The sequence below is a fragment of the Streptomyces sp. cg35 genome (assembly GCF_050410835.1).
Classification (GTDB): domain Bacteria; phylum Actinomycetota; class Actinomycetes; order Streptomycetales; family Streptomycetaceae; genus Streptomyces.
Window position 1 is genome coordinate 560,737 of the sequence record NZ_CP191268.1, and the last position, 17,674, is coordinate 578,410.

Below are 17,674 nucleotides of genomic sequence, written 5' to 3' on the forward strand. Positions count from 1 at the left end.
TCCCCGGTGCGATTGACTCGCCGGGTGCGCCGTTTTCTCGTGTTCCTGTTCGTCGTCGCCGGTGCGGCCGGGACGCTGGTCCTGTCGCTGCTGCTCTCGCCCTGGTGGTGGTGCGCGGCGGGCCCGCTGCTCGCGCTCGCCGCGCTCGGGGTGCGGGACCTGGCCCAGCCCCGCCACTCGGTGCTGCGGAACTACCCGCTGCTCGGCCGTCTCCGCTTCCTGATGGAGGCCCTGCGCCCCGAGGTCCAGCAGTACTTCGTGGAGCGCAACTACGACGGGCGGCCCTACGACCGGGACGTGCGCAGCATCGTCTACGAGCGGGCGAAGGGCGAGGAGGCGGAGGAGCCGTTCGGCACGGAACGGGACGTGTACGAGGAGGGGTACGAGTACCTGGTGCCGTCGATGCGCCCGCGCGACACGCCCGAGCAGCCTCCCCGTGTGCGGATCGGCGGGCCCGACTGCACGCAGCCGTACGACATGGCGCTCCTGAACGTCTCGGCGATGAGCTTCGGTGCTCTGTCGGCGCCCGCGATCCGGGCCCTGAACAAGGGCGCCGCCCTGGGCGGGTTCGCGCACGACACCGGCGAGGGCGGCCTGTCCGACCACCATCTGGCGCCCGGCGGCGATCTGATCTGGGAGATCGGCACGGGCTACTTCGGGTGCCGCACCGCCGACGGCGGTTTCGACCGCGCCGAGTTCGCCGACAAGGCGGCCCGCGCGCAGGTCAGATGTGTGTCGCTGAAGCTGTCGCAGGGCGCCAAGCCGGGTATCGGCGGGGTGCTGCCGGGCGGCAAGGTGACCGCGGAGATCGCGCGCGTGCGGGACGTGCCCGAGGGCGAGACGGTGATCTCCCCGCCGTACCACCGGGAGTTCGGCACGCCACGCCAACTGGTGCTCTTCCTGGCCGAACTGAGAAGCCTCACCGGCGGCAAACCGGTCGGGTTCAAGCTGTGCGTGGGCTCCCGGGTCCAGTTCCTCTCGGTGTGCAAGGCGATGCTCGAGGAGGGGGTGACGCCGGACTTCGTGATCGTGGACGGCGCGGAGGGCGGCACGGGCGCCGCGCCGCTCGAGTTCGCCGACCACCTCGGCGCGCCGCTCACCGAAGGGCTGATCACGGTACACAACGCCCTGGTGGGGACGGGACTGCGGCCCCGGATCCGGATCGGCGCGAGCGGCAAGGTCGCCACCGGCGCCGACATCGTCAAGCGCCTGCTTCAGGGCGCCGACTTCACGAACGCGGCCCGCGCCATGATGTTCGCGGTCGGCTGCATCCAGGCGCAGCGCTGTCACACCAACACCTGCCCGGTAGGGGTCGCCACCCAGGACCCGCGCCGCGCCCGGGCGTTGGACGTCGCCGACAAGGCCGCCCGGGTCCGCGACTACCAGCGGGCGACGGTGCGCAGCGCGGCGCAGATCATGGCGGCGATGGGGGTCCAGGACCCCCGGCAGCTCCGCCCCGACCTGCTGATGCGCCGTATCGCGCCGCACGAGGTGCTCTCGTACGCGCGGCTCTACGAGTGGCTGGAGCCGGGCCGGCTGCTCGACGAACCGCCCGCGTCCTGGGCCGCCGACTGGGCCGCCGCGCACCCCGACCGCTTCTGAGCCACCCGCATGTCCCAACTCCACGCGAACGAGGGGTGAATATGCCATCCGCCCCCGCGCCGGGATCCGGAGAGGCATCATGCCCGCCATGGACGGTACTGCGCTTCTGCGGGAGCTCTTCACGCCCGACGAATACGACGCGGTCAGCAGGCACGCCGATCATCTGGGCGTGACGGTCGTCGAGTACGTGTGCCGCACGGCTGCCGAACGAGCTCTCGAACAACTGCACTTGACGGAGGCGATCGAGGCCCAGGCCCTGCACTTCGGGAAGTTGTCGATACCGCAGGTCGACCGGGCGCGCTGCGGGGCCGACGCGTCCTCGCCCGCGCTGAAGCGGTTCCTGGACACGCTGGCGCACCCCAGCGAGGGAGACTGACGCACGGTCACTCCGCGTGATCCCGCATTGCCGGGGCACATGCAGTTCATGACAACGGTGACGGCACGGCCCACGAAGGCGGAGCGGACCCCCACGAGACGCTGGGGGCGGATGCTCGTACGGGCCGTGGTCGCGCTCGTCGCGTTTCTCGGCCTCGTGCTGTTCTCCGCCGTGCTGGCCCGGCTCACGCTCACCCCGTCGCCGGCGTCCGACCAGATCGCCGGGTCCAATCTGCGGCCCGGCGCCTCGCTGCGGCAGTACGCGGAGTCGTACACCTTCCTGGGCGCGTGCAAGCAGATCGGCGGAAATCTTCTGCTCGGGGCGCCGTTCGGGCTGTTGCTGCCGGTGCTCGTGGCGCGCCGGATGCGGATGGTGCGGGTCCTGCTGCTGACCGGGACGGTCATGGTGCTCGTGGAGCTGGCGCAGGGCGCCCTCGTCCAGGGCCGTGCGTTCGACATCGACGACGTCATCCTCAACACGGCGGGCGCGCTGATCGCGTACCTCCTGGTCGGCCGGCGCATCGGTCGCGGGTACCACGCGCTGGCGGGACCGAAGGAGCAGAGCCGCTTGCGGATCATGTTCCGCGGGAATGGGGCTCGTTACCGGGACAAGACCCATGCAGGAGACAACGAGAGGAAGTGATCGACATGCGTGCGTCCAGGGGCGCCGAACGGCGTGCCGCACGCGTGGAGTACCTGATGCCGCACGGCACCGGCGCTGCTCGCTGGGCCCGTCGCCTGACCAGGTCGTTCCTGGCCGGGCGCCCGGGCGAGACGGCGGCGGACGCCGAACTGGTGGTGTCGGAGCTCGTCACCAACGCCAACCGGGCGTCGCACAGCCGCTGCCGGATGAGTCTGCGGCTCGACGCGGGCGAGCTGACCGTGGCGGTGCACGACGACGGTCCGGGCCTGCCCCGTCTCAAGCCCGCGTCGGACTCGGCCGAGTCGGGCCGTGGCATCGCTCTGGTCCACGCACTCGCCGAGCGGTGGAGCATCGAGCCCGATCCGCGGGGCGGCAAGACGGTGCGCGCGGTGCTGACGCCGTCCTGACGGGTCCTCCGCGATTCGGGCCCGAAGGCGTGACGGGGAGAGACTTCGTCGGACCGGGCGGCAGCGCTCGGCCTGCCGTCCGGCCCGACGTGTCCGGTGCCCTGACTCAGTGGCCGCGGGCGATCCACTCCTCCAGGTGCGGCGCCTCCGCCCCGATCGTCGTGCTGTCACCGTGCCCGGTGCGGACGACGGTCTCGGCCGGCAGGGTCAGCAGCCGTTCGCGGATGGACTCGACGATGGTCGGGAAGTCGCTGAACGTGCGCCCGGTCGCCCCGGGACCGCCCTGGAACAGGGTGTCCCCCGTGAAGACGGTCCCGAGCGCGGGCGCGTACAGGCTGACCGCCCCGTGGCAGTGCCCCGGGGTGTGCAGGACCGTCAGCTCGACGCCCGCGACGCTCACTCGCTGCCCGTCCGCCAGCTCGGCGTCGGGTGCGCGGTCCGGGTGCGTCCGCTTCCACAGCTCCGTGTCGGCGGGGTGCAGCAGGATCGGCGCTCCGGTCCGCGCGGCGAGCGCGGGCGCGGCGTCGATGTGGTCGTCGTGGGCGTGGGTGCAGACGATCGCGACGAGGCGTCGGTCCCCGACGGCCGCGGCGATGGCGTCGGCGTCGTGCGCCGCGTCGATCACGACGGCCTCGGAGTCGTCACCGACGATCCACACGTTGTTGTCGACGTCCCAGGTGCCGCCGTCGAGGGAGAACGTGCCGGAGGTGACGAGGTGCTCGATGCGGGCGCCGCCGTCCGTGGAGCCGGCCATCAGAACATCACCACCGAGCGGAGCACGTCGCCGTGGTGCATCCGCTCGAACGCCTTCTCCACGTCCTCGAGCGCGATGGTCTCGGTGACGAACGCGTCGAGGTCGAGACGTCCTTGCAGATAGAGGTCGATGAGCATCGGGAAGTCGCGGGAGGGCAGGCAGTCGCCGTACCAGGACGACTTGAGCGCGCCACCGCGTCCGAACACGTCGAGCAGGGGCAGTTCGAGCCGCATCTCGGGCGTGGGCACACCGACGAGGACCACCGTGCCCGCCAGGTCGCGTGCGTAGAAGGCCTGTTCATAGGTCTCCGGGCGGCCGACCGCGTCGATGACCACGTCCGCGCCGAAGCCGCCGGTGAGCTGGCGCACGGCCTCGATCGGGTCGGTGGAGCGGGAGTTGACGGTGTGCGTCGCGCCGAGCGAGCGGGCCGTCTCCAGCTTCTTGTCGTCGATGTCGACGGCGATGATCTTCGCGGCGCCGGCCAGCCGGGCCCCGACCACCGACGCGTTCCCGACGCCGCCGCAGCCGATGACGGCGACGGAGTCGCCCCGTCCGACCTCACCGGTGTTGATGGCGGCGCCGAGGCCCGCCATCACACCGCAGCCGAGCAGACCGGCCGCGGCCGGCGAGGCGGCCGGGTCGACCTTGGTGCACTGTCCGGCGGCGACCAGGGTCTTCTCGGCGAACGCGCCGATGCCGAGCGCGGGGCTGAGCTCGGTGCCGTCGGCGAGGGTCATCTTCTGCTTCGCGTTGTGCGTGGCGAAACAGTACTGGGGCCGGCCGCGCCGACAGGCACGGCACTGGCCGCACACCGCACGCCAGTTGAGGATCACGAAGTCGCCGGGGGCGACCTCGCTCACTCCCTCGCCCACCGATTCCACGACGCCCGCCGCCTCGTGCCCGAGCAGGAACGGGAACTCGTCGTTGATCCCGCCCTCCCGGTAGTGCAAGTCGGTGTGGCAGACGCCGCACGCCTGGATCTTCACGACGGCCTCGCCCGGCCCCGGATCCGGCACCGTGATCGTCTCGATCGCCACCGGTGCGCCCTTGGCTCGCGCGATCACACCTTGCACCTGCTGTGCCATGACGGTCAGCCTTCTTTCTCTCGGCGTCGTCTCTCTACGCACCCATGGTCGCGCACGCGCGGAGCGCGGGACAGCACCGGTGCCCAGGTCGGAGCGTTCTAGGCTGCGTGAGTGCCTGACCGAACGGTGGCCGCGTCCACCCTCCTGCCCGTCAACGGCGTCCTCGCGGTGACGCTCGTCGTCCTGCTGCTGGTGGCCGTGGCGGTGGCGGCGGTGTTCCGGCTCGCGCCGGACGGCTCGTGGCGACGGGCCCGGGACGTCGCGGTCGCGGGCGTGCGCGCGGCGGTCCAACTGGGCGTGGTCTCCCTGGTGATCGGCTGGGTGATCCGGCACGGTGCGGCGCTGCTCGCGTTCATCCTGCTCATGTTCTGCGTGGCGGCGGTCACCGCGGGCCGCCGTGTCACCCCGCATCGCAGTGGGGTGTGGGCGGCGCTGCCGATCGCGGCGCCGGTGGCACCGGTCGTCGGCGCACTCGTCGCCTCGGGTCTGCTGCCGCCCCGTGGCATCGCCGTGATCCCGGTGACCGGGATCCTCATCGGCGGCGCGCTGACGGCGACCGTGCTCGCGGGGCGGCGCGCCCTGGACGAACTCACCGTGCGCAGCGGTGAGGTGGAGGCCTGTCTGGCCCTGGGTTTCCTCCCGCACGACGCCCGTCTGGAGATCGCCCGGCCCGCGGCGTCCGACGCGCTGCTCCCCGGCCTCGACCAGACCCGCACGGTCGGCCTGGTCACGCTGCCCGGCGCGTTCGTCGGCATGCTCCTGGGCGGCGCGTCCCCGCTCATGGCGGGCGCGGCCCAGCTGTTCGTTCTCGTGGCGCTGCTGGCCGTCCAGACGATCGCGGTGGCGACGACGGTCGAGCTGGTGGCCCGAGGCCGGCTGCGCCGCTCCTGATCAGCGGCTCTCCCGTGCCCGCCGGCGCAGCTCGGCTTTCGCCGCCGGGCTCAGCCGCTCTCCGGCGAGCACCCGCGACAGGTGCAGGAGACGCCGTCGCAGTGCGGTGCGGCCGGGCTGCTCGGCGAGCTGCCGATAGGTCGCGTCCCATTCCCGCCGCGTCTGTACGAGGTCCTCCGTGATCGTGTTCCGCATACAACCAATTAGAGCGCGTGTTCGATTTTCTGTGCAAACGACACGCGCCACGCCCTCCCCCTCCGCGCTTGCCGCCACTCTGGGATCACCGCCGCCCGCCGCACTCCCAGTCGTGGACCTCGATGTCGGCATACCGGTCCGCGGTCAGGACGGCGCGCGCCGTGTCCGGGTCCGGGGCCCGGAGCAGCACCGCCGTGCCCAGCCAGGTGGTGCCGTCGTCGGAGAGCAGCGGGCCGTACGCGAGGAGCTCGTCCCGGTCCGGCGGCACGTCGAGGTCGGCCGCCCGGCCCGATCCGAGGCCCAGCACCAGGTACCGATCGCCGCCGGTCAGGCCGCCGGGGAACTCCCACATGGTGCGCCCCAGCAGATTGCGCCAGCGGCGCAGCAGCACGTCCCGGTACACGCCCGCCTGGTGGCCCGGCTCGTCGAAGGCGAACGCGCGGGCGGCGGCGGCATCCGGCAGGTCGACGATGTGCACGCTGCCCGTGGGCGTCTCGCCGTCCTCGGCGAAGGTCGGGCCGCGCGCGATCAGCTCCTTGGCGTACCGGTCCATGTAGGACCAGTGGTCCTCCAGCAGTTCGTCGCGCAGTTCGAGGGAGCCGGGACGGTCACGGTGGTAGCAGAAGAACTCCATGGCCCCAGACTCTCCCCAACGGGCGGCGGACCCGCATCGGGTTTTCCTGCCGCGAGCGTCGCCGTGTGAGCATGCGGGGATGACAGCGGGCCGCATCATCTTCCTCAACGGGACGTCCAGTTCGGGAAAGTCGAGCATCGCCCGGGAACTGCTCGACATCCTCGACGACGGTGTGTTCTTCCATCTGGCGGTGGACGGTTTCAACGCGATGCGCACGAAGCGGAAGCTCGATCCGGAGCAACTCGACGCCGCGCTGCGCCGGACCCGGATGGGCTTCCACCGCTCGGTCGCGGCGATGTCCGAGGTGGGCAACGACGTCGTCGTCGACCATGTGCTCAGCGAGCCGTGGCGACTGCTCGACTGCCTCGCGGTACTGCCCCCGGAGAACGTGCTGTTCGTCGGCGTCCATTGCCCCCTCGACGAACTGACCCGCCGGGAACGGGCGCGGGGCGACCGCCCGCCGGGCCTCGCCGCGCACCAGTACCACCTGGTGCACCGGCACGGCGACTACGACCTGGAGTGCGACACCGGTACGGCGAGTCCGCGCGCCTGCGCCGAGCGGATCAGGGACTTCCTTCCGGTGCGCCCCAGCCCGACCGCCTTCACGCGCCTGCGGGGGCGCCGCCCGGCGCAGAGCCAGGAGCCGCCGGGGCCGGGGCGCGACCAGATCGCCGCCGTGCCGCCGCGGCGCCGGCACGGCTGAGTCGCCGCAGTGGGGGTCGCGGCCGCGGGTCCCGTCCCCGAGAATGGGCCGCGATGACTGCGACGGCGCATCACGGACCCGGCGCCGCCCCGGGCGTACGGCTCTCCTCCGCGCACGGGCGGTGGATCCTGGCGTGCGTGGTGCTCGCCTCCGGCATGGCGATGCTCGACGGGACCGTCGTGAACGTCGCGCTCCCGACCATGGGGCGCGACCTCGGGGCCTCCTTGTCCACCCTGCAGTGGGTCGTCAACGCCTACATGCTGACGCTGTCGGCGCTGCTGCTGTGGGGCGGCGCGCTGGGTGACCGGATCGGCCGACGGCGGACGCTCGTGCTGGGGGTCGCGGGGTTCGCGGCAGCGTCGGCCCTGTGCGGCCTGGCCCCGAACGAGGGGACGTTGATCGCGGCGCGTGCGCTGCAGGGCGTCGGGGGCGCGCTGCTGACCCCGGGGTCGCTGGCGCTGGTGCGGTCCGTGTTCCATCCGGACGACCAGGCGCGGGCGGTCGGCGCCTGGTCCGGGCTGACCGGGGTGGCGGGCGCGCTCGGACCGTTCCTCGGCGGTTGGCTGATCGACGGGCCCGGGTGGCGGTGGATCTTCCTCATCAACGTGCCGATCGCCGCGGCCGTGCTCGTGGTCGCGCTGCGGTTCGTGCCAGAGAGCCGCGATGCCCACGCCGCCGACACGCCGTTCGACGTGGCCGGCGCGGCACTCGCGGCGCTGTGCCTGGCGGGCGTGAGTTACGCGCTCATCGGCTCGTCCGGCGGCGCGTCCGCCGTGTCCACCGGGCTTCCCGCGCTCCTGGGCGTCGTCGCCGGTGTCGCGTTCGTGCTGGTCGAGCGACGCCGGGCCGCCCCCATGCTGCCGCTCTCGCTCTTCTCCTCGCGGCTGTTCAGCGCCACGAACGGGATGACGCTCTGCCTGTACGCGGGGATCGGCGGCATCCTTTTCCTGCTGCCGGTGCAGCTGCAGACCACGTTGGGCTACGACGCACTGCAGGCCGGGACGGCGACGCTGCCGGTGACCGCGTTGATGCTGCTGCTGTCCGCCCGGGCCGGTGATCTGGCGCGCCGGGTCGGGCCGACACCGCCGCTCGTGACCGGCCCGCTCGTCGCCGCGGTGGGGGTGCTGCTGATGCTGCGGATCGAGCCAGGGGCCTCGTACGTCACGGAGGTGCTCCCCGCGGTCGCCGTGCTGGGGCTCGGCATGAGCCTGTTCGTGGCCCCGCTGACGGCGACCGTCCTGGCGTCGGTGGAGCCGGAGCGCGCCGGGCTCGCCAGCGGTGTGAACAACACAGCGGCACGCGTCGCGCAGCTGCTGGTCGTCGCCGGTCTGCCGCTGGCCGTCGGACTGTCGGGCGAGGCGTACACCCGGCCCGCCGCCGTGAACACCTCGTTCCACCGGGCGGCGTACGGCTGCGCCCTGCTGTTCGTCCTGGCGTCCGCGACGGCGGCCCTGTTCGTGCGGCCACGGCACGTGCGGCCCCGCATCGCCGAGGCCCCGCAGCCGCAGTGCCGGTCCCATCTCGGCGTCTGCGCACCGGCGTTGGAGTCCGGTGACGACCGCCGGGCGTCCCTCACTCCTGACGGCCGAGCAGCGCGGCGATCGCGCGGTCCACGACGGCGGTGACGTCCTCGTCGCCGGCAGGCACCAGGGCGTACGAGCGCCGCAGGAAGCGACGCAGGGCCGAGGTGTCGAACTGGACCACGGCGAGACCCTCCGGCGCGTGCAGTTCCACGACGGTGCGGGCGCGACCGCACGGCCAGACGTGCACGTCACCGGTGCCGGTCGGGGTGCGGAGCCCCTCGTCGAGGAGGGCGCGCGAGAACGCCCACGTCACCTCGGCACCGGCCAGCGTGGCCGCGGCCGGGAACACCAGCCGTATCGCGAGCGGGTCGGCGGAGGAGTAGCGGAGCGTGACGGTCAGCGCGCGCTCCGGGCCGCCCGGCCCCTCGGCGGTGACGAGGCGGGCGCGAGCGGGCTGTTCGAGAGTGACGGGCAGCGTGGTCGGCATGGCGGGCTCTCTTTCTGCGCTGCGTGGTTCCTGATACCCGTTCGACGCGGCAGTGGGGCGACGCATTACGGCAAAGCCCGGAGAGGTTGATGTGACCTGCGCCACTCACCCCTCCATAATCCGACATTCGTCAATTAACGTGTCAATCCGCCCGCCCGATCGCAGTCGGGCCTTTCCGCTGACGTCGGACGGAAGAGTCCTGCCATGACCGACGGCCCCGCCGCCGCGCCGATATCCGCAGCCGCCACGGAGGGCGGCCTCAGCCCGGCCGGGTACGCCCGGATCTACGAGGCGGAGCAGCCGCGCCTCGTCGCGTACGCCCGCTCCCTGACCGCGAACCCCTGGCTCGCAGACGATCTCGTCGCCGAGGCGCACTTCCGGGTGTGGCGACGCCTCGCCGCCGGGCACGCCATCGACAACGTGGCCGCCTATCTGACGACGACCGTGCGTCATCTCGCGGCGACGGCGGGGCGCGGCGCCGCCCGCGAGACACCGCTCGATCCGCACGACGGCGTGGAGTCGGCGCCTGCGGCCTTCGGCGCGCACGAGGACCAGGACCCGGCCGTGCGGGCGGCGGGCGTGGACCTGCTGGCCCGGGTGCTGGGCCAGCTCCCCGAGCGCTGGGTGAAGGCGTTGTGGCTCGCCGAGGCGGAGGGGCAGCCGCTGGAGGCGGTGGGCCGGCGCATCGGCGCGGGCAGCGGGGCGACGGCGGTCCTGCTGCACCGGGCGCGGGAGGGCATGCGCCAGGCGTTCCTGCGGGCCCATCCCGGCACCCCTGAGGATCCGGCCTGCGAGGCCCACTGGGACAGGATGCCCGCGCACGTACGCGACGAGGCGTCCGCACGGCAATCGGAGAAGCTCCTCGCGCACATCGACACCTGCGACGACTGCCGGGCACGGCTCGCGGTCCTGCTGCGCGCCAACGACCGGCTGCCCGCTCTGGCGGGTCCGGCGCTGCTGGTCTTCGCGCTCGGCGGCGCGGGCACGTTCCTGCTGCCACTGGCGACCGGGGCGGGGGCGGGCGTCGCGTCCGGCGGTCACGGGTCCGGCCTCCTGCACGGGATGCGGCACGTCCTGACCGGCGGGTCCAAAGCGCCGGGCGCGGTGGCCGGGGTGCTCGGGGTCTCGGTCGCGGGGGCGGCCGTCGCAGCCGGGCTCGTGTTCAGCGGGCCCGGCGACCCGGTGCCGCCGCAGCGTGCGGCGACGGTCGCGGACAGCCCCGCCGCCGATCGGGAGGGAACGCAGGCACCGGCCCCGCGCCAGGCGCAGCCCGCGCCGTCAACTCCCCCTTCGCCCGGGTCCGCTGCTCCTGATCCTGTAACTCCTGACTCCCGGCAGGACCCGCCCGCGGCACCGAGTGCTCCGAAGCCGCCGGACCGACCGTCCGCACCGGCCGAGCCCGGGCAACCGACCGCGTCCACGGCACCCAGGCCTCCAGCGCAGCGACAGGGTCCGGCGACTCCGACGGCTCCCGTCCAGCCGACGGCACCCGAGGCCCCGGCGGCTCCGCCGCAGACACCGGACACACCGGCAGCCCCGGCCACCCCGACCGCGCCCGCGGCCCCGCCGCCGAGCGCCACATCCCCGACGACACCGCCCGCACCCACCGGCCCCGAGACCACGACACCCACCGAACCGACTGGACCCGCCCAGCCGACGCAGCCCACACAGCCCACCGAACCGGCCGAACCCACCCAGCCGCCGCAGCCCACGGAACCCGCCCGGCCCACCGGCCCCACCCCGCCGACGCAGCCCACCGAACCGACCCAGCCGGCCGAGCCCAGTGCACCCGCTGAACCGACTGAACCCGCTCCGGCCTGCGAACCCTGGCTGGGTCCGATCTACGTGTGCCACTTCGGCTGACCACGGGCGCCCCGGGCGGCGACAGGACCGTACTGGTGCGCCGTGCTCCCCCGCGTTGCACCATGGCTGCATGCTGTTCGCCCGGCTCGCACAGGTGTCACAGGAGGTCGCCGCCACCTCGGCGCGGTCCCGGAAGATCGAGCTGCTCGCCGAGCTGTTCCGGGGAGCGGAGCCCGACGACGTGCCGATCGTCATCCCGTATCTGGCGGGTCGGCTCCCCCAGGGGCGGCTCGGCGTCGGCTGGCGCGTGCTGGGCGAGCGAGTGGAGCCCACGGCCGAACCACGGCTGAGCGTGCAGGACGTCGACGCGGCGCTGACCGTGCTGGGCGATGTGTCCGGCGCCGGGTCACAAGCCGAACGGCGGCGCCTGGTGGGCGAGTTGATGGGGGCGGCGACGGAGGACGAGCAGCGGTTCCTGTTCGGCCTGGTGACCGGCGAGGTGCGGCAGGGCGCCCTGGACGCGGTCGCGCTCGAGGGGCTCGCCCGGGCGACCGACGCTCCCCCGGCGGACGTACGGCGTGCGGTGATGCTGGCGGGCGGGTTGCAGCCGGTCGCGCAGGCGCTGCTCTCCCGGGGGCCCGCCGCGCTCGCGGACTTCCGGCTGACCGTCGGGCACCCCGTGCTGCCGATGCTCGCCCACAGCGCGGGCTCGGTCGGCGAGGGCCTGGACAAGCTGGGGGCGTGCGCCGTGGAGGAGAAGCTCGACGGCATCCGCGTCCAGGTGCACCGGGACGGAGAAGACATCCGGGTCTACACCCGCACCCTCGACGACATCACCGACCGGCTGCCCGAAGTGATCGCGGCGGCCAGGGAGTTGCCGAGCGATCGGTTCATCCTGGACGGCGAGGTGATCGCGCTGGACGACGCCGGGCGGCCGAAGGCGTTCCAGGAGGTCGCCGGGCGGGTCGGATCGCGGGTGGACGTGGCACGGGCAGCCGCGGCCCTGCCCGTCTCGCCCGTCTTCTTCGACGTGCTGTACGTCGACGGGGTCGACCTGCTGGATCTGCCGTTCGCCCGGCGGCACGAGCGGCTGGCGCGGCTCGTGCCCGAGCCGATGCGGGTGCGGCGGACCGTCGTCGAGGACGCCGCCGACCAGGAGCAGCGGGCCGCGGCCGAGGACTTCTTCACCGCGACGCTGGAGCGCGGGCACGAAGGCGTCGTCCTCAAGGGCCTCGAAGCGCCGTACAGCGCGGGGCGGCGGGGCGCGTCCTGGCTCAAGGTGAAGCCGGTGCACACCCTCGACCTGGTGGTGCTCGCCGCCGAGTGGGGGCACGGGCGGCGCACCGGCAAGCTGTCCAACCTGCACCTGGGCGCGCGCCGCGAGGACGGCTCGTTCGCGATGCTCGGCAAGACGTTCAAGGGGCTCACCGACGCGCTACTCACCTGGCAGACCGAGCGGCTGCGGGAGCTGGCCGTGGGCGACGACGGGCACGTGGTGACGGTGCGGCCCGAGCTGGTCGTCGAGATCGCGTACGACGGGCTGCAGCGGTCCTCGCGCTATCCGGCGGGCGTCACGCTGCGCTTCGCGCGCGTGGTGCGCTATCGCGAGGACAAAACGGCCGAACAGGCGGACACCGTGACAACGGTGCTGGCGGCCCACCCCGCCCTCGACGCCTGAGCATTTCTTTGCCAAAACATGAGCCGTATAGGGTGACACCCGCACTGAAAGATGCATCAGCCACGTAACGGCCGCCGGGACCGCCGCCCGGACATGCACGGACAAGGGGAGAGACGTGCCCGCTTCACGCCTGAGCAGGACACCATTGCCGGGGATCGGATTCCGCTACGACCTCACGACGCGAGAGCAACGCCAACTGTCGGTCGTCGCGCACCGGGACGGGGGTCGCACGCTCAACGCCTACCAGGCCGACGATCCCGACGCCTGCGCCCTGTCGCTCAAGCTGACCTCGGGGGAAGCGGCGTATCTGATCGACGCGCTGATGCCGTCGCACCACAGCCCGAACCTCCTGCACACCACCGATCTGGGCCTGGTCGCCGAGCGCATCGAGATCCCGGGGGTGTCGCACTGGAACGGCCGGCTGCTCGGGGAGACGCAGATGCGCACCGAGACCGGCGCGTCGATCGTCGCCGTGCTGCGCCGGGCGGAGGCGATCCCGTCGCCGACCCCGGACTTCCGGCTGGCGGGCGGCGACACCGTCATCGTGATCGGTACCCGCGAGGGCGTCGAGGCGGCGGCCACGATCCTGGGTCGGGAGTGATCGGATGCACTCCGCTGTCTTTCTCATCGAGTTCGGGGCGATCATCCTGGCGCTCGGCCTGCTGGGCCGGCTCGCCGGGCGGCTGCGCTTCTCGCCGATCCCGCTCTATCTCCTCGCGGGGCTGGCGTTCGGCGAGGGCGGGCTGCTCCCGCTCGGCGCGAGCGAGGAGTTCGTGGCGATCGGCGCCGAGATAGGCGTGATCCTGCTGCTGTTGATGCTCGGCCTGGAGTACACGGCGAGCGACCTCGTCAGCAATCTGAAGACGCAGTACCCGGCGGGGCTCGTCGACATGACGTGCAACGCGCTGCCCGGCGCGGCCGCCGCGCTGCTGATGGGCTGGGGTCCGGTGGCGGCCGTCGTGCTCGCCGGTGTCACCTGGATCTCGTCGTCGGGCGTCATCGCCAAGGTGCTCGGGGACCTCGGGCGGCTCGGCAACCGGGAGACGCCGGTCATCCTGAGCATCCTGGTCCTGGAGGACCTGGCGATGGCGGTGTACCTGCCCATCATCACCGCGCTGCTGGCCGGGGTCGGCTGGGCGGCGGGCGGTCTGACGCTGGCCATCGCGCTGGGTGCGGCGGGCCTCGTCCTGTTCGTGGCGGTGCGGTACGGGCGGCACATCTCCCGGTTCGTGTCGAGCGACGACCCGGAGAAGCTGCTCCTGGTGGTGCTCGGTCTGACGATTCTCGTCGCCGGGCTCGCCCAGCAGCTCCAGGTCTCCGCCGCCGTCGGCGCCTTCCTCGTCGGTATCGCGCTGTCGGGTGAGGTCGCGGAGGGGACGCACACGCTGCTGTCCCCGCTGCGGGATCTGTTCGCCGCCGTGTTCTTCGTCTTCTTCGGGCTGCACACCGATCCGGCGAGCATTCCGCCGGTGCTGCTGCCCGCGCTGCTGCTCGCCGTGGTCACGGCCTGCACGAAGATCTTCACCGGGTACTGGGCGTCCCGCCGCGCCGGTGTCTCCGTCAAGGGGCGCTGGCGGGCCGGTGGCGCGCTCGTGGCGCGCGGCGAGTTCTCCATCGTGATCGCGGGCCTCGCGGTGACGTCCGGGATCGAGCCGCGGCTCGGTCCGCTGGCGACCGCGTACGTGCTGATCCTGGTGATCGTGGGCCCGCTGACCGCGCGGTACACGGAGCCGATCGCCCAGCGGCTGTTCCCCCGGCAGCGGGCGGCGGCGCCCGCGGCGGGCACCGTGCCGGCACCGCGGGCCTCCGAGAACACGACGCCGGTCGACGAACAGATCGGCTGACCGCCCGGCCCCCGGGCCGTGAAGCTCAGGCGCGCGCCTTCCCCTTCCGGTAGGCGATCTCGCCCAGTGCGATGTCCACCGCCAGGAACGCGGCCAGGGGGATGCCCAGGAGCGGGACGAAGTAGCCGAGGACGGCGATCAGCGCCATCGACGGCACCAGGACGTACGGCGGCACGTGCTGCCAGGCGCCACGCGGCAGGGGCTTCCCGAAACGGGAGCCCCTGCCGCGCTGCCACCACATGCGGTAGCCCCAGAGGATCAGGAGGATCACGCTCAGCGCCAGCGCGGCGAGGACGATCTGGTTGACGAGGCCGAACAGGGTGCCGGTGTGCGCGTCGATGCCCCAGCGGGTCAGCTTGGCGAGCACCGGATAGTCCGCGAACCGCAGCACGTCGGTGACCTTCCCGGTGGCCGGATCGACCGCGACCGCGTCCTGCTTCACCGGCCAGCTGCGCTGGATCTGCTTGACGACGTACGCCGACGACGCGTCGGCCGGGGGCACGATCTCGACGGGGTCGCCCAGCCCCTCGGCCCGCGCGGAGGCCAGGACCCGGTCGACCCCGACGCCCTCGACAGGGGCACCGGCCGCAGCGCCCCCGCCGTGTTCCGCGTGCTCGCCCGAACCCGCGCCCGTACCCGAGCCGGCATCCGGCCCCGGCACGGTGGCCGTCACCGCGGGTGTCGTCTGCCCGACCGCCACCCGCAGGTCCTCGATGCTCTTGCCCGCGTACGTCGACCAGGTCAGGCCCGTGGCGGACAGGAAGACCAGGCCCACGGCCGCCCACACCCCGACCGTCCCGTGCAGGCCGAGGCTGCGGCGTCGGCCCGTGCTGCCGCGCACCTTGCGTCGGGCGCGGGCCCGGCCGCACCAGAGCACCACTCCGCCGCCCGCGATCACCCACAGCCAGCTCGCCGCGAACTCCCCGTAGAGGCGCCCGTTCTCACCGAGGTGGAGGTCGCGGTGCAGGCCGTCGATCCAGGTCCGCAGGGGCAGCGCGCCCGTCGATCCGTACTGCTCCAGCGCTCCGCGCACGGTGCCCTTGTACGGGTCGACGAACACGGCGAGGGTGTGGTCCGCGGCGACGCCCGGCACCCCGGCCAGCAGGACGCGGGTGGTGGCGCCGGGCTCGGGCGACGGGCGGACCGCCGCCACGGTGCCCTCCGGGTGCGCCGCGCGGGCCGCGGCCACCTGGCGCGACACCGAGAGCTTGCGGTCGCCTTCGGGCACCCGCAGCTCATGCGCGTACACGACCTTCTCGGCCTGGAAGGAGGCCGCGTACAGGAATCCGGAGAAGGCCGCCACGAGCAGGAAGGGGGCGACGCAGACGCCCGCGTAGAAGTGCAGGCGGCGCACCATCGGGCGCAGGGTGCGCAGGGCGCCGCGGCGGGCGACGGGCGGGACGCCTTCGGTGAGGGGTGGCGTCGTCGGCGGTGCTGACATGGGCGGCAACTCCTCGGGGCTTCGGGTCGGTACGGGTCAGGAGTCGGGGCGGTTCGGCCCTGAGTTCCCGGCGCCTCTTGTGGTGTGCGTCACATCTGCGGCCGGGCGGGCGGGAGTTGGGGAGGTGGCCGGTCGCGCTGGGCAGGCTCCTGGCACGATGCTCGCCATGACGTCAGGGCCCGCTTTCCGCCTCGCTCGCGCCGCCGTGTTCGCGGCCGTGTGCGTGTCGGCGACGGCGACGGGACACGCCCTGATGTCCGCGACCGCCCTTCCCTGGTGGGCGGTCGGATACGCGGGCGCGGCGACGACCGCGGCCGCGTGGTGGCTGACCGGGCGTGAACGCGGCGGCCGGGCGGTGACCGGGGCGACCGTGGTCACCCAGCTGACGCTGCACGAACTGTTCGCTCTCGCCCAGAAGTTGACGGCCCCGACGGCGGACTCCCCCATGACGGACATGGGCGCCATGCCCATGCCGGAGGCGCACGGACACCTCGCCTTCATGTCGCCGGGTTCGACGACCGGGATGTTCCTCGCCCACGTCGCCGCCGCGGTGGTGTGCGGCCTGTGGCTGTGGCGCGGAGAAGCCGCCGCGTACCGGACGGGGCGGGCGCTCGCCGCCGCCCTGTTCGTACCGCTGCGCCGGGCGCTCGGGGTGCCGCGGGTCGTCGCGGTGCCCGGACGGCCGCCGCGCGCGGGCCTGTTCGCGGCGCCGCGGCGGCTGCGCACGGTGCTGCTGCAGCACGTCGTCTCGCGTCGGGGGCCGCCCCGCTCGCCCGTCCTCATGTGACCGCTCGCGCCTCGGGGTGACGGGCGGCTTCCCCACGCCCGCACCACCGAAGGACGTCCGGCGATGACCCCTGCCCTCGTACACCCCTCTCCCCCGCCGGCCGCGGCGCGCGCGGCCGACGACGAACGGATCACCGCGCTCGCGCTCGCCGCGCGGGACGGCGATCCGCCGGCGGTCGAGCGCTTCGTGCTCGCGACCCGTCAGGACGTGCGCCGCTATGTGCTGCACCTGAGCGGCGACGTGCACGGCGCCGACGATCTGACGCAGGAGACCTATCTGCGGGCGCTGACAGCGCTGCCGCGGTTCGCGGCGCGCTCCAGCGCCCGCGTCTGGCTCCTGTCGATCGCGCGGCGCACCGTCGCGGACCGGTTCCGCTCGGCGGCGGCCCGGCCGCGGATCGCCGACACCGACGACTGGCAGGCGGCGGTGGAGCGGGCCCAGGCGCCCGGTCTGCCCGGCTTCGACGAGGGGGTCGCGCTGCTCGATCTGCTGGCCCGGATCGACGCGCCGCGCCGGGAGGCGTTCCTGCTGACCCAGCTGGCCGGGCTGCCGTACGAGGACGCGGCGGCGGCCGTCGGCTGCCCCGTCGGCACGGTCCGCTCGCGGGTCTCCCGGGCCCGTGCGCACGTGACGGCCCTGCTGTCCGCGGCCGAGCACACGGCCTGATCCCGCCGCTCCGGTCCCCGTGGCGCACGGGGACCGGAGCGGCACGGACAGCGGCGGGCCCCGTGAACGGTCCCGTTCTCTCCCGGTCGCCGTCCGTGAGCCGGGCGCTTAGCGTGGTGGGCGAGGTAGATCGGGGGGTGCACCTGGTTGTCTGGA

The 17,674-nt window shown here is 73.4% G+C and carries 19 protein-coding genes; 13 read left to right on the top strand and 6 right to left on the bottom strand.

The features are described 5' to 3' along the window. Window positions 1-39 precede the first annotated feature (39 nt). The 4 genes from ACQUQD_RS02830 (at window position 40) to ACQUQD_RS02845 (ending at window position 3,027) form a co-directional block, all read left to right on the top strand. A complete protein-coding gene (locus ACQUQD_RS02830) occupies window positions 40-1,602 on the top strand; it encodes an FMN-binding glutamate synthase family protein (RefSeq protein WP_428957437.1) in 1,563 nt (520 codons plus the stop codon). A gap of 88 nt (window positions 1,603-1,690) precedes the next feature. After that, window positions 1,691-1,978: a hypothetical protein gene (locus ACQUQD_RS02835; RefSeq protein ID WP_428950299.1), complete on the top strand. Its 288-nt coding sequence runs from the start codon at window positions 1,691-1,693 to the stop codon at window positions 1,976-1,978. 48 nt (window positions 1,979-2,026) lie between these two features. Beyond that, entirely contained in the window at window positions 2,027-2,620 is a 594-nt protein-coding gene (locus ACQUQD_RS02840) for a VanZ family protein (protein ID WP_428950300.1), read from the top strand. A 5-nt stretch (window positions 2,621-2,625) separates the two neighbouring features. Beyond that, the gene (locus tag ACQUQD_RS02845) at window positions 2,626-3,027 is read left to right on the top strand and encodes an ATP-binding protein (protein WP_428950301.1); all 402 of its coding nucleotides are present in this window, start codon (window positions 2,626-2,628) and stop codon (window positions 3,025-3,027) included. 106 nt (window positions 3,028-3,133) lie between these two features. Here ACQUQD_RS02845 and ACQUQD_RS02850 read toward each other — a convergent pair whose 3' ends face one another. Both ACQUQD_RS02850 and ACQUQD_RS02855 read right to left on the bottom strand, forming a co-directional pair. Further along, complete coding sequence (locus ACQUQD_RS02850; protein WP_428950302.1) at window positions 3,134-3,781, bottom strand: MBL fold metallo-hydrolase; 648 nt, start codon at window positions 3,779-3,781, stop codon at window positions 3,134-3,136. Then, window positions 3,781-4,866, bottom strand: coding sequence for an S-(hydroxymethyl)mycothiol dehydrogenase (locus tag ACQUQD_RS02855; RefSeq protein WP_428950304.1), 1,086 nt, complete (start codon window positions 4,864-4,866; stop codon window positions 3,781-3,783). Before ACQUQD_RS02855 ends, ACQUQD_RS02850 begins: the two co-directional genes overlap by 1 nt. A 111-nt stretch (window positions 4,867-4,977) precedes the next feature. On the opposite strand from ACQUQD_RS02855, the gene ACQUQD_RS02860 reads away from it, so the two are divergent. Further along, complete coding sequence (locus tag ACQUQD_RS02860; RefSeq protein WP_428950305.1) at window positions 4,978-5,757, top strand: ABC transporter permease; 780 nt, start codon at window positions 4,978-4,980, stop codon at window positions 5,755-5,757. Here the strand turns inward: ACQUQD_RS02860 and ACQUQD_RS02865 are convergent, their stop codons facing one another. Together ACQUQD_RS02865 and ACQUQD_RS02870 are read right to left on the bottom strand one after the other, a co-directional pair. Next, entirely contained in the window at window positions 5,758-5,952 is a 195-nt protein-coding gene (locus ACQUQD_RS02865) for a hypothetical protein (RefSeq protein WP_428950306.1), read from the bottom strand. Between the two features lie 85 nt (window positions 5,953-6,037). Further along, window positions 6,038-6,586 carry a YciI family protein gene (locus ACQUQD_RS02870; protein WP_428950307.1) on the bottom strand — a complete coding sequence of 183 codons (549 nt, stop codon included), beginning with the start codon at window positions 6,584-6,586 and terminating at the stop codon, window positions 6,038-6,040. 79 nt (window positions 6,587-6,665) lie between these two features. On the opposite strand from ACQUQD_RS02870, the gene ACQUQD_RS02875 reads away from it, so the two are divergent. Next, complete coding sequence (locus ACQUQD_RS02875) at window positions 6,666-7,289, top strand: chloramphenicol phosphotransferase CPT family protein (RefSeq protein WP_428950308.1); 624 nt, start codon at window positions 6,666-6,668, stop codon at window positions 7,287-7,289. 53 nt (window positions 7,290-7,342) lie between these two features. Beyond that, window positions 7,343-8,914 (top strand): MFS transporter, encoded by a 1,572-nt coding sequence (locus ACQUQD_RS02880; protein ID WP_428950309.1) that lies wholly within the window; start codon window positions 7,343-7,345, stop codon window positions 8,912-8,914. Here the strand turns inward: ACQUQD_RS02880 and ACQUQD_RS02885 are convergent. After that, window positions 8,862-9,299 (bottom strand): SsgA family sporulation/cell division regulator, encoded by a 438-nt coding sequence (locus ACQUQD_RS02885; protein WP_428950310.1) that lies wholly within the window; start codon window positions 9,297-9,299, stop codon window positions 8,862-8,864. The genes ACQUQD_RS02880 and ACQUQD_RS02885 overlap by 53 nt on opposite strands. Before the next feature lie 204 nt (window positions 9,300-9,503). Between ACQUQD_RS02885 and ACQUQD_RS02890 the strand changes: the two genes are divergently transcribed. From ACQUQD_RS02890 to ACQUQD_RS02905, 4 genes are all read left to right on the top strand, one after another. Then, entirely contained in the window at window positions 9,504-11,162 is a 1,659-nt protein-coding gene (locus ACQUQD_RS02890; RefSeq protein WP_428950311.1) for a sigma factor, read from the top strand. A 70-nt stretch (window positions 11,163-11,232) separates the two neighbouring features. Then, the gene (locus ACQUQD_RS02895; RefSeq protein WP_428950312.1) at window positions 11,233-12,780 is read left to right on the top strand and encodes an ATP-dependent DNA ligase; all 1,548 of its coding nucleotides are present in this window, start codon (window positions 11,233-11,235) and stop codon (window positions 12,778-12,780) included. A gap of 115 nt (window positions 12,781-12,895) precedes the next feature. After that, on the top strand, window positions 12,896-13,381 hold the full coding sequence (locus ACQUQD_RS02900) for a cation:proton antiporter regulatory subunit (RefSeq protein ID WP_428950313.1): 486 nt from the start codon (window positions 12,896-12,898) through the stop codon (window positions 13,379-13,381). Window positions 13,382-13,385: 4 nt separating this feature from the next. After that, window positions 13,386-14,624, top strand: a complete 1,239-nt coding sequence (locus ACQUQD_RS02905) for a cation:proton antiporter (protein WP_428950314.1) — start codon at window positions 13,386-13,388, stop codon at window positions 14,622-14,624. A gap of 25 nt (window positions 14,625-14,649) precedes the next feature. On the opposite strand, the gene ACQUQD_RS02910 is transcribed toward ACQUQD_RS02905, so the two are convergent. Then, on the bottom strand, window positions 14,650-16,065 hold the full coding sequence (locus ACQUQD_RS02910) for a PepSY-associated TM helix domain-containing protein (protein ID WP_428950315.1): 1,416 nt from the start codon (window positions 16,063-16,065) through the stop codon (window positions 14,650-14,652). A 166-nt stretch (window positions 16,066-16,231) separates the two neighbouring features. Between ACQUQD_RS02910 and ACQUQD_RS02915 the strand changes: the two genes are divergently transcribed. Beyond that, window positions 16,232-16,852, top strand: a complete 621-nt coding sequence (locus ACQUQD_RS02915; RefSeq protein ID WP_428950316.1) for a hypothetical protein — start codon at window positions 16,232-16,234, stop codon at window positions 16,850-16,852. A gap of 63 nt (window positions 16,853-16,915) precedes the next feature. Then, a complete protein-coding gene (locus tag ACQUQD_RS02920) occupies window positions 16,916-17,518 on the top strand; it encodes a sigma-70 family RNA polymerase sigma factor (protein ID WP_428950317.1) in 603 nt (200 codons plus the stop codon). Window positions 17,519-17,674: the final 156 nt, after the last annotated feature.

Coding starts and splice junctions, on each gene's coding strand:
- ACQUQD_RS02885 (WP_428950310.1), bottom strand. CDS start 9,299: ATGCCGACCACGCTGCCCGTCACTCTCGAACAGCCCGCTCGCGCCCGC.
- ACQUQD_RS02840 (WP_428950300.1), top strand. CDS start 2,027: ATGACAACGGTGACGGCACGGCCCACGAAGGCGGAGCGGACCCCCACG.
- ACQUQD_RS02890 (WP_428950311.1), top strand. CDS start 9,504: ATGACCGACGGCCCCGCCGCCGCGCCGATATCCGCAGCCGCCACGGAG.
- ACQUQD_RS02855 (WP_428950304.1), bottom strand. CDS start 4,866: ATGGCACAGCAGGTGCAAGGTGTGATCGCGCGAGCCAAGGGCGCACCG.
- ACQUQD_RS02905 (WP_428950314.1), top strand. CDS start 13,386: ATGCACTCCGCTGTCTTTCTCATCGAGTTCGGGGCGATCATCCTGGCG.
- ACQUQD_RS02920 (WP_428950317.1), top strand. CDS start 16,916: ATGACCCCTGCCCTCGTACACCCCTCTCCCCCGCCGGCCGCGGCGCGC.
- ACQUQD_RS02895 (WP_428950312.1), top strand. CDS start 11,233: ATGCTGTTCGCCCGGCTCGCACAGGTGTCACAGGAGGTCGCCGCCACC.
- ACQUQD_RS02850 (WP_428950302.1), bottom strand. CDS start 3,781: ATGGCCGGCTCCACGGACGGCGGCGCCCGCATCGAGCACCTCGTCACC.
- ACQUQD_RS02880 (WP_428950309.1), top strand. CDS start 7,343: ATGACTGCGACGGCGCATCACGGACCCGGCGCCGCCCCGGGCGTACGG.
- ACQUQD_RS02865 (WP_428950306.1), bottom strand. CDS start 5,952: ATGCGGAACACGATCACGGAGGACCTCGTACAGACGCGGCGGGAATGG.
- ACQUQD_RS02870 (WP_428950307.1), bottom strand. CDS start 6,586: ATGGAGTTCTTCTGCTACCACCGTGACCGTCCCGGCTCCCTCGAACTG.
- ACQUQD_RS02910 (WP_428950315.1), bottom strand. CDS start 16,065: ATGTCAGCACCGCCGACGACGCCACCCCTCACCGAAGGCGTCCCGCCC.
- ACQUQD_RS02915 (WP_428950316.1), top strand. CDS start 16,232: ATGACGTCAGGGCCCGCTTTCCGCCTCGCTCGCGCCGCCGTGTTCGCG.
- ACQUQD_RS02875 (WP_428950308.1), top strand. CDS start 6,666: ATGACAGCGGGCCGCATCATCTTCCTCAACGGGACGTCCAGTTCGGGA.
- ACQUQD_RS02835 (WP_428950299.1), top strand. CDS start 1,691: ATGGACGGTACTGCGCTTCTGCGGGAGCTCTTCACGCCCGACGAATAC.
- ACQUQD_RS02845 (WP_428950301.1), top strand. CDS start 2,626: ATGCGTGCGTCCAGGGGCGCCGAACGGCGTGCCGCACGCGTGGAGTAC.